The organism is Mesorhizobium sp. P3_A9, assembly GCF_056402975.1.
Genome location: NZ_JBFUGJ010000249.1, coordinates 1 through 9008, shown reverse-complemented (window position 1 = coordinate 9008; position 9008 = coordinate 1). Strand labels below are relative to the sequence as shown.

The following is a 9008-nucleotide window of genomic DNA, read 5'->3' as shown; positions in this document are numbered from 1 at the left end:
ATTTCTGGGAGCATTGAGTTCATGCCGGCAACMAAACKTTCAAAGRCGGYRRCGMRCGACCACGCYKCSMGGGTSTTCGACCTCGAYGWGYYGTCGCTGCGCGAGCTCAACCAGGCGCTGCATAATCTGACGCCTGGTTCGAATGAAACGGCGTGGGAGGTGCTGCACCCGAAGGGCAGCCATTCGGTCGCCGTCGGCGTCGACCAGCCTGTTTCCATCGATGTGCGCGGCAGCGTCGGCTACTACTGCGGCGGCATGAATTCCGGCAGCGCCATCACCGTGCACGGTTCGGCCGGACCGGGCGTCGGCGAAAACATGATGTCGGGCTCGATCACGATCAAAGGCGATGCCAGCCAGTATGCCGGCGCCACCGGCAAGGGCGGACTGCTGGTCATCGAGGGCAATGCCTCGTCGCGCTGCGGCATTTCGATGAAGGGCATCGACATCGTCGTGCACGGCAATATCGGCCACATGTCGGCCTTCATGGCGCAATCCGGAAATCTGGTGGTGCTGGGCGATGCCGGCGATGCGCTGGGCGATTCCATCTACGAGGCACGGCTGTTCGTACGCGGCAAGGTCGACAGCCTGGGTGCCGACTGCATCGCCAAGGAGATGCGGCCCGAGCATCTGGAATTGCTGCAGGGCCTGCTCGACCGTGCCGGCGTCACCGGCGTCAAGCCGTCGGAATTCAAACGCTACGGCTCGGCGCGCACGCTCTACAATTTCAATATCGACAACGCCGACGCGTATTGAGGCAGCATGACCTATCGCAACCCGCCGACGACGCCGCGCAAATCCGCGACCTTCGACGACTACACGCTTTCCGAAATCCGCCGTGCCGCGGCGACCGGTATCTATGACATCAGAGGCGCCGGCGCCAAGCGCAAGCTGCCGCATTTCGACGACCTTTTGTTCCTCGGCGCCTCGATCTCGCGCTATCCGCTCGAAGGCTATCGCGAACGCTGCGACACATCAGTGGTGCTGGGCTCGCGCCATGCCAAGAAGCCGATCGAGCTGAAGATCCCGATCACCATCGCCGGCATGAGCTTTGGCTCGCTGTCCGGTCCCGCCAAGGAAGCGCTCGGGCGCGGCGCGACACTGTCCGGCACCTCGACCACGACGGGCGATGGCGGCATGACCGAGGAAGAGCGCGGCCATTCCAAGCAACTGGTTTATCAGTATCTGCCCTCGCGCTACGGCATGAATTTGCGCGACCTGCGCCGCGCCGATGCGATCGAAGTTGTCGTCGGCCAAGGCGCCAAGCCCGGCGGCGGCGGCATGCTGCTTGGCCAGAAGATCTCCGACCGTGTCGCCGAAATGCGCACGCTGCCGAAGGGCATCGACCAGCGCTCGGCCTCGCGCCATCCCGACTGGACCGGCCCGGACGATCTCGAGATCAAGATCCTCGAACTGCGCGAGATCACCGACTGGGAAAAGCCGATCTACGTCAAGGTCGGCGGCGCCCGCCCCTATTACGATACGGCCCTTGCGGTGAAGGCCGGCGCAGATGTCGTCGTCGTCGACGGCATGCAGGGCGGCACTGCGGCGACGCAGGAAGTGTTCATCGAGAATGTCGGCCAGCCGACGCTTGCCTGCATCAGGCCGGCGGTGCAGGCGCTGCAGGATCTCGGCATGCACCGCAAGGTGCAGCTGATCATCTCGGGCGGCATCCGCAACGGCGCCGATGTCGCCAAGGCGCTGGCGCTCGGCGTCGACGCGGTGTCGATCGGCACSGCSGCRCTGGTSGCGCTCGGCGACAACGAYCCSCGCTGGGAGKCSGAGTACAACGARCTCGGCACCACGGCCGGCGCCTATGACGACTGGCAYGAGGGSCGYGACCCCGCCGGCATCACCACGCAGGACCCCAAACTGATGAAGCGGGTCGACCCGGTGGCTGCCGGACGCCGTCTGGCCAACTACCTCAAGGTGATGACGCTGGAGGCTCAAACCATTGCCCGCGCCTGCGGCAAGAACAGCCTGCACAATCTCGAGCCCGAGGATCTCGTCGCGCTCACCATCGAAGCCGCCGCCATGGCCGGCGTGCCGCTGGCCGGCACCAACTGGATACCGGGGAAAAACGGCTTCTAAAACAGCATCCAAAATACCAAGCGAGGAACTATAATGGGGAACGATCTCGCCGCMTTCGCCAAAGAGAACGGCGTCAAATATTTCATGATTTCCTACACCGACCTGTTCGGTGGCCAGCGYGCCAAGCTGGTGCCGGCGCAGGCCATCGCCGATATGCAGAAAGACGGCGCCGGCTTTGCCGGTTTCGCCACCTGGCTCGACCTGACCCCGGCGCATCCAGACATGCTGGCGGTGCCGGATCCGGACTCGGTCATCCAGTTGCCATGGAAAAAAGAGGTGGCCTGGGTCGCCGCCAACTGCATCATGGACGACAAGGAGGTCGACCAGACGCCGCGCAACACGCTGAGGCGGCTGATCGCGGAGGCCGCCGGCGACGGCATGCATGTCAAGACCGGCGTCGAGGCCGAGTTCTTCCTGATCTCGCCGGACGGCAGCGTCATCTCCGACCAATACGACACSGCATCAAAGCCYTGCTAYGACCAGCAGGCGGTGATGCGCCGCTATGACGTGATCGCCGAGATCTGCGACCACATGCTGGCGCTGGGGTGGRGCSCCTACCAGAACGACCAYGAGGACGCCAACGGCCAGTTCGAGATGAACTGGGCCTTCGACGACGCGCTGGCGACCGCCGACAAGCACTCCTTCTTCAAATTCATGGTCAGGTCGGTCGCCGAAAAGCACGGCCTGCGTGCCACCTTCATGCCAAAACCCTTCCAGGGCCTGACCGGCAATGGCTGCCATGCCCATATCTCGGTGTGGGACAGGGCTGGCAAGACCAACGTCTTCGCCGACAATGCGATGGAACTCGGCCTGTCGGCCAAGGGCAAGAATTTCCTCGGCGGCATCATGAAGCACGCCTCGGCCTTGGCCGCCATCACCAACCCGACGGTCAACTCCTACAAGCGCATCAACGCGCCGCGCACGATCTCGGGCGCAACCTGGGCCCCGAACACGGTGACCTGGACCGGCAACAACCGCACCCACATGGTGCGCGTGCCCGGCCCCGGCCGCTTCGARCTGCGGCTGCCGGACGGTGCCGCCAACCCCTATCTGCTGCAGGCRGTGATCATYGCCGCSGGCCTCGACGGCATCCGCTCSAAGGCCGATCCCGGCAAGCGCTACGACATCGACATGTACCAGCACGGMCATACSGTGAAGGGCGCRCCGAAACTGCCGCTCAACCTGCTCGACGCGCTGCGCGAGTTCGACAAGGACAAATCGCTCAAGGCGGCGCTGGGTGAGGAATTCTCGTCGGCCTACCTAAAGCTGAAGCACCAGGAATGGAATTCCTATGCGTCGCACTTCACGCAATGGGAGCGCGACCACACGCTGGACATCTAATGTCTGGTGTGAGGCGAGCGACCTCGGAATGACCTGATGAAATACTCGATCTTCTCGCTCGCCCGCGCCGCCCTTTCCGGCCACAAGAACTGGCAGCGCACCTGGCGCGACGCCACGCCGAAGGACCACTACGACGTGGTGATCATCGGCGGCGGCGGCCATGGCTTGGCCACCGCCTGGTTCCTCGCCAGCGAATACGGCATCAGGAATGTCGCCGTGCTGGAAAAAGGCTGGATCGGTTCCGGCAATGCCGGCCGCAACACCACCATCATCCGCTCCAATTACGGCCTGCCCGGCAACACCGGCTTCTACGAATTGTCGATGAAGCTGTGGGAGCGGATGGAGCAGGACCTCAACTACAATTCGATGGTCAGCCAGCGCGGCGTCATCAACCTCTACCACTCAGACGCCCAGCGGGACGCCTATGCGCGGCGCGGCAACACCATGCGCATCAACGGCATCGACGCCGAACTGCTCGACCTCGCCGCGGTCAAGAAGATGATACCGTTCCTGAACTACGACAATGCGCGTTTTCCCGTGCAAGGCGGATTGCTGCAGCGCCGCGGCGGCACGGCGCGGCACGACGCCGTGGTCTGGGGTTATGCCCATGCGGCGAGCGGGCTCGGCGTCGACATCATCCAGAATTGCGAGGTGACTGGTTTCGTCAGGGACGCCAATGGCAAGGTGACCGGGGTCGAGACGTCGCGTGGCAAGATCGGCGCCGGCAAGGTCGGCATGGCGGTTGCCGGCTCCTCGTCGCGCGTCGCTGATATGGCGGGCTTGCGTCTGCCGATCGAAAGCCATGTGCTACAGGCCTTCGTCTCCGAGGCGATCAAGCCGCTGATCCCCGGAGTCATGACCTTCGGCGCCGGCCACTTCTATGTCAGCCAGTCGGACAAGGGTGGCCTGGTCTTCGGCGGCGACATTGACGGCTACAATTCCTACKCCCAGCGCGGCAACATGCCTGTGATGGAGGATGTCTGCGAGGGCGGCATGGCGCTGATGCCGATGATCGGCCGCGTGCGGCTTTTGCGCCAGTGGGGCGGCATCATGGACATGTCGATGGACGGCTCGCCGATCATCGACAAGACGCCGGTCGACGGGCTCTATCTCAACGCCGGCTGGTGCTATGGCGGCTTCAAGGCGACTCCGGGTTCCGGCTTCGTCTTTGCTCATCTGCTGGCCCGCGATACGCCACATGAAGAAGCTGCAAGGTTCCGCCTCGACCGGTTCCGGACTGGTGCCATGATCGACGAAAAGGGCCAGGGCGCCCAACCGAACCTGCACTGAGGACGGCCACATGCGCATCACCTGTCCCTTCTGCGGCGAACGCGAACTCGGCGAGTTCACCTATCTCGGCGACGCCAAGCCGGTGCGGCCGACGGCGGATGCCGGCGAAGATGCCGTCTACGACTATGTCTATCTGCGCGACAATATCGCCGGCGTGATGAGCGAGAACTGGTATCATGGCGGCGGTTGCCGGGCCTGGCTTAAGGTCACCCGCAACACGCTGACGCATGAAATTTCTTCGGTCGAGGCGGCTGCGGGCGCTGGTGCCGCGAAGGTTGGCGCGTGATGGCCGGCGCGCAGACAAACCGGCTGGACAGTGGCGGTCTCATCGACCGCTCGGCGTCGCTGAATTTCCGTTTCGACGGCAAGAGTTTTTCCGGCTTCCAGGGCGACACGTTGGCGTCGGCGCTGATCGCCAATGGCGTCAAGCTGGTCGGCCGCTCGTTCAAATACCATCGCCCGCGCGGCATCCTGACGTCAGGCTCGGAAGAGCCCAACGCGCTGGTCGAACTGCGCACAGGTGCCCGGCGCGAGCCGAACACCAAGGCGACGACCGCTGAGCTCTATGAAGGGCTGGAAGCCGCCAGCCAGAACCGTTGGCCGTCGCTGCGCCATGATGTGATGTCGGTCAACCAGCTGTTCGCGCCGATCTTCGTCGCCGGCTTCTACTACAAGACCTTCATGTGGCCGGCAAAATTCTGGGAAGCGATCTACGAGCCGGCGATCCGCCGCGCCGCCGGCCTTGGCCGCGCTGCGGGCGTTGCCGATCCCGACCACTACGACAAGGCCTGGGCGCATTGTGACGTGCTGATCGCCGGTTCCGGTCCGGCCGGCCTTGCCGCGGCACTTGCCGCCGGCCGCAGCGGCGCCCGCGTTATTCTCTGCGAGGAAGATTTCACGCCTGGCGGCCGCCTGCTCTCGGATGGCGGTACGATCGATGGCCTGCCGGCCACCGAATGGCTGTCGCGGACGCTGGCCGAGCTGGGTTCGATGCCCGATGTCCGCCTCATGACCCGCACGACGCTGTTCGGCGTCTATGACGGTGGCACCTATGGTGCGCTGGAGCGGGTCAGCGACCACCTGCCCTCGCCGCCCGAACATCAGGTGCGCCAGCGGCTGTGGCGGATCGTGGCCAAGCGCTGCATCGTTGCCGCCGGCGCCATCGAACGTCCCATCGTCTTTGCCGGCAATGACACACCCGGCGTGATGATGGCGTCGGCGATGCGGACCTATGTCGGGCGCTATGCTGCCGCTCCGGCAAAACGGGTCGCACTGTTCACCAACAACGAGGATGGCTGGCGCACGGTCGAGACAGCGCTCGCAGCCGGGCTGCAGATCGCCGCGGTGATCGACGCACGGCCTGATGTTACGCCGGCACATCGCTCGCTGGCCTCCAAGAATGGCTTCACAGTTCTGCATGGTTCCGTCTGCGGCGTCGAAGGCGGCAAGGATGGCGTGCGGAAAATTGCGGTGTCGCTGACCGGCGGAGCACGCGCCGAACTCGAGGCCGACGGGCTCGCGGTYTCCGGCGGCTGGAACCCGGCGGTCGGGCTGACTTCCTACCATCGCGGCCGGCCGAAATGGCRSGAYGATATWGCKGCCTTCGTGCCGGATGGCGCGCCTCCCGGCATGGTTGCCGCCGGTGCCGCCAACGGTGCCTTCGGCCTCGGCGCCTGCCTGGCTGAAGGGTTCGCCGCCGGTGCAGCAGCAGCGCGGGATGTCGGACGCAACGGCACGGTCGGTTCTGCGCCGCTCGCCGACGACGAGGCGTTTTCGCTGGCGCCGCTCTGGCATGTCGCCGGCAAGGGTAAGGCCTTCGTCGACTACCAGCACGACGTGACCGCGTCCGACATCGAACTCGCCCAGCGTGAAGGTTTTGAATCGGTCGAGCATCTGAAGCGCTACACCACGCTCGGCATGGCGACCGACCAGGGCAAGACATCGAACGTAGCCGGCCTCGCCATCATGGCGGCTGTCAGCGGCCGGTCCATTCCCGAGACCGGCACGACGATCTACCGGCCGCCTTACGTGCCCGTCGCCATCGGCGCCTTCGCCGGCCATCATCGCGACGAGACGTTCCAYGCSACMAGRTTGACGCCGTCGCATCACTGGGCAGCCGAACAGGGYGCSATCTTCGTCGACACTGGTCTCTGGAAGCGGGCGCAGTGGTACCCGCGCGCCGGCGAGAAGGACTGGCTGGAATCGGTCACCCGCGAGGTCAAGGCGGTGCGCTCAGGCGTCGGCTTCTGCGATGTCTCGACGCTCGGCAAGATCGACGTGCATGGCACGGATGCCGGTGCCTTCCTCGACCGCGTCTACATCAACACCTTCTCCAATCTCGCCGTGGGAAAAGCCCGTTACGGGCTGATGCTGCGCGAGGACGGCATCGTCTATGATGACGGCACGACGTCACGGCTGGCCGAGGACCACTATTTCCTCACCACCACGACAGCCAAGGCCGGGCTGGTGATGCAGCATCTCGAATTCTGCCGGCAGGTGCTGTTCCCCGARCTCGACGTGCARYTGACCTCSGTCTCCGACCAGTGGGCGCAATTCTCGATCGCTGGCCCCAAAACCCGCGATCTGTTGAAAGAAATTGTCGACCCTGCCGAGGACCTGTCCAACGAAGGTTTCCCGTTCATGGGCGCGCGCGAAGTCGCATTGCGCGGCGGCATCAAGGCRCGGCTGTTCCGCATCTCCTTCTCCGGCGAAATGGCGTTCGAGATTTCGGTACCAGCGCGCTACGGAGAGGCGATGGCACGCAATCTGATGCTGGCCGGCGCGACGTTCGGCGTCACGCCTTACGGCACCGAGGCGCTCGGCGTCATGCGCGTTGAAAAGGGCCATATCGCCGGACCGGAACTGAGCGGCACAACGACGGCTGCCGATCTTGGCCTCGGCAAGATGATGTCGACCAAGAAAGACTATATCGGCCGCGTGATGGCAGGACGCGAGGCACTGGTCGCGCCGGATCGCCAGGTCGTGGTCGGCGTCAAGCCGACCGACAAAGCGCGCCGGCTGCGCTCCGGGGCGCACATAATCCCGAAAGGGCAGACACCCGGACCGGGCAACGACCAAGGCTATATCACCTCGGTCTGCTTCTCGCCGACATCAGACCAGTGGATCGGGCTGGCGCTTGTCGAGCGCGGCCGCGAACGTATCGGCGAGATCGTCCATGCGCATGATCCAATTCGCGGCGAAGATTATGATGTCGAGCTGTGCAATCCCGTCTTCTATGATCCGGATGGAGGGCGCCAGCGTGGCTGAGTTTTCCTGGGACGTCCGCAGCCCGCTCGACCGTGCGCTTGTCGCCGGGCCGTCTGGCGCGGCAGGCGATGTTGGCGTTTCGTTGACTGAGATCCGCAATTTCGACCTCATCCAGGTGATGGCGCGGCGTGGCAAGGCGGCTGAGATGGCCAATGCTGCGGAGGCTCGCTTCGGTGTTGTGGCTCCGGAAGCACCGAAGGCGGTCGGCACGGCCGACGCGACGCTGATATGGTCTGGACCGGATCAGTTTTTCGTCCTGTCGAAGGGCGGCAAGCATGGGATTGGGGCGCTCACTCAGGCGTTTGCATCTTCCGCTTCGCTGTCCGACCAATCGCATGCGCGCGTGCTGATCAGCATCTCCGGCACCAAGGCGCGGACGATGCTGGCCAAGCTGTCGTCGATCGATCTGCACCCGGGGGCATTCCCCGTCAGTACAGCCGCCGCGACCTCGATGGATCACACCAGCGTCACGCTTTGGCGCGGCACTGATCGAGATGGATTGGCGGTGTTCAACCTTCTGGTGTTTACGACCTTCGCCGAAAGCCTGTGGCACATGATTCTTGACTCGGCCGCTGAGTATGGTGTGGCGATCAATCATTCCGAGGAACTGGCGTAGCGCTTGTGCGCGGCTCTTCCTTCTCTCCTTGTGGGAGAAGGTGGATCGGCGCGTAGCGCCGAGACGGATGAGCAACTGTGTTTTCAGGCTTTGTCTGGACACCAGGGTTGGTTGTGTCGAAGCATGGCGCTGAGGATGGTCATAATCTTTCGGGCCACGGCGACGATGGCGACCTTTGGTTGCTTGCCGTTGGCAATGAGACGCTGGTGGAAGGCTCTGAGTACGGGATTTGAGCGGCTGGCGGTGAGCGCTGCCATGTAGACCACCTGCGCAGAGCATGCCGGCCGCCCCAGATGACGCGGCGACCTTTGAAGGTGCCGGTATCGAAGTCGTAGGGCGCCAGACCGGTAAGCGCTGCAATCTCGCGTCGCGAGGCCTGCCCGATCTCCGGCGCCAGCGCCAGTAT

Annotated in this window: 7 protein-coding genes and 1 pseudogene; 7 read left to right on the top strand and 1 reads right to left on the bottom strand. The window is 64.4% G+C overall.

The genetic code is table 11. The annotated features are described in order from the left end of the window. The first annotated feature begins 21 nt into the window (after positions 1 to 21). The 7 genes and pseudogenes from AC1DX0_RS25660 (at position 22) to AC1DX0_RS25630 (ending at position 8602) form a co-directional block, all read left to right on the top strand. Positions 22 to 753: pseudogene (locus AC1DX0_RS25660) on the top strand (GltB/FmdC/FwdC-like GXGXG domain-containing protein). A gap of 6 nt (positions 754 to 759) precedes the next feature. Further along, complete coding sequence (locus AC1DX0_RS25655; protein ID WP_477357286.1) at positions 760 to 2088, top strand: FMN-binding glutamate synthase family protein; 1329 nt, start codon at positions 760 to 762, stop codon at positions 2086 to 2088. 33 nt (positions 2089 to 2121) lie between these two features. Next, a complete protein-coding gene (glnT, locus tag AC1DX0_RS25650; RefSeq protein WP_477357284.1) occupies positions 2122 to 3429 on the top strand; it encodes a type III glutamate--ammonia ligase in 1308 nt (435 codons plus the stop codon). A 36-nt stretch (positions 3430 to 3465) separates the two neighbouring features. Then, positions 3466 to 4719 (top strand): sarcosine oxidase subunit beta family protein, encoded by a 1254-nt coding sequence (locus AC1DX0_RS25645; RefSeq protein ID WP_477357282.1) that lies wholly within the window; start codon positions 3466 to 3468, stop codon positions 4717 to 4719. A 10-nt stretch (positions 4720 to 4729) separates the two neighbouring features. Then, positions 4730 to 5005 carry a sarcosine oxidase subunit delta family protein gene (locus AC1DX0_RS25640; protein ID WP_477219767.1) on the top strand — a complete coding sequence of 92 codons (276 nt, stop codon included), beginning with the start codon at positions 4730 to 4732 and terminating at the stop codon, positions 5003 to 5005. Continuing rightward, positions 5005 to 7986: a sarcosine oxidase subunit alpha gene (locus tag AC1DX0_RS25635; protein WP_477357280.1), complete on the top strand. Its 2982-nt coding sequence runs from the start codon at positions 5005 to 5007 to the stop codon at positions 7984 to 7986. The genes AC1DX0_RS25640 and AC1DX0_RS25635 overlap by 1 nt, the downstream gene beginning before the upstream one ends. After that, complete coding sequence (locus AC1DX0_RS25630) at positions 7979 to 8602, top strand: sarcosine oxidase subunit gamma (RefSeq protein ID WP_477219769.1); 624 nt, start codon at positions 7979 to 7981, stop codon at positions 8600 to 8602. Before AC1DX0_RS25635 ends, AC1DX0_RS25630 begins: the two co-directional genes overlap by 8 nt. An 83-nt stretch (positions 8603 to 8685) precedes the next feature. Here the strand turns inward: AC1DX0_RS25630 and AC1DX0_RS25625 are convergent, their stop codons facing one another. After that, positions 8686 to 8859 carry a hypothetical protein gene (locus tag AC1DX0_RS25625; protein WP_477219803.1) on the bottom strand — a complete coding sequence of 58 codons (174 nt, stop codon included), beginning with the start codon at positions 8857 to 8859 and terminating at the stop codon, positions 8686 to 8688. Positions 8860 to 9008: the final 149 nt, after the last annotated feature.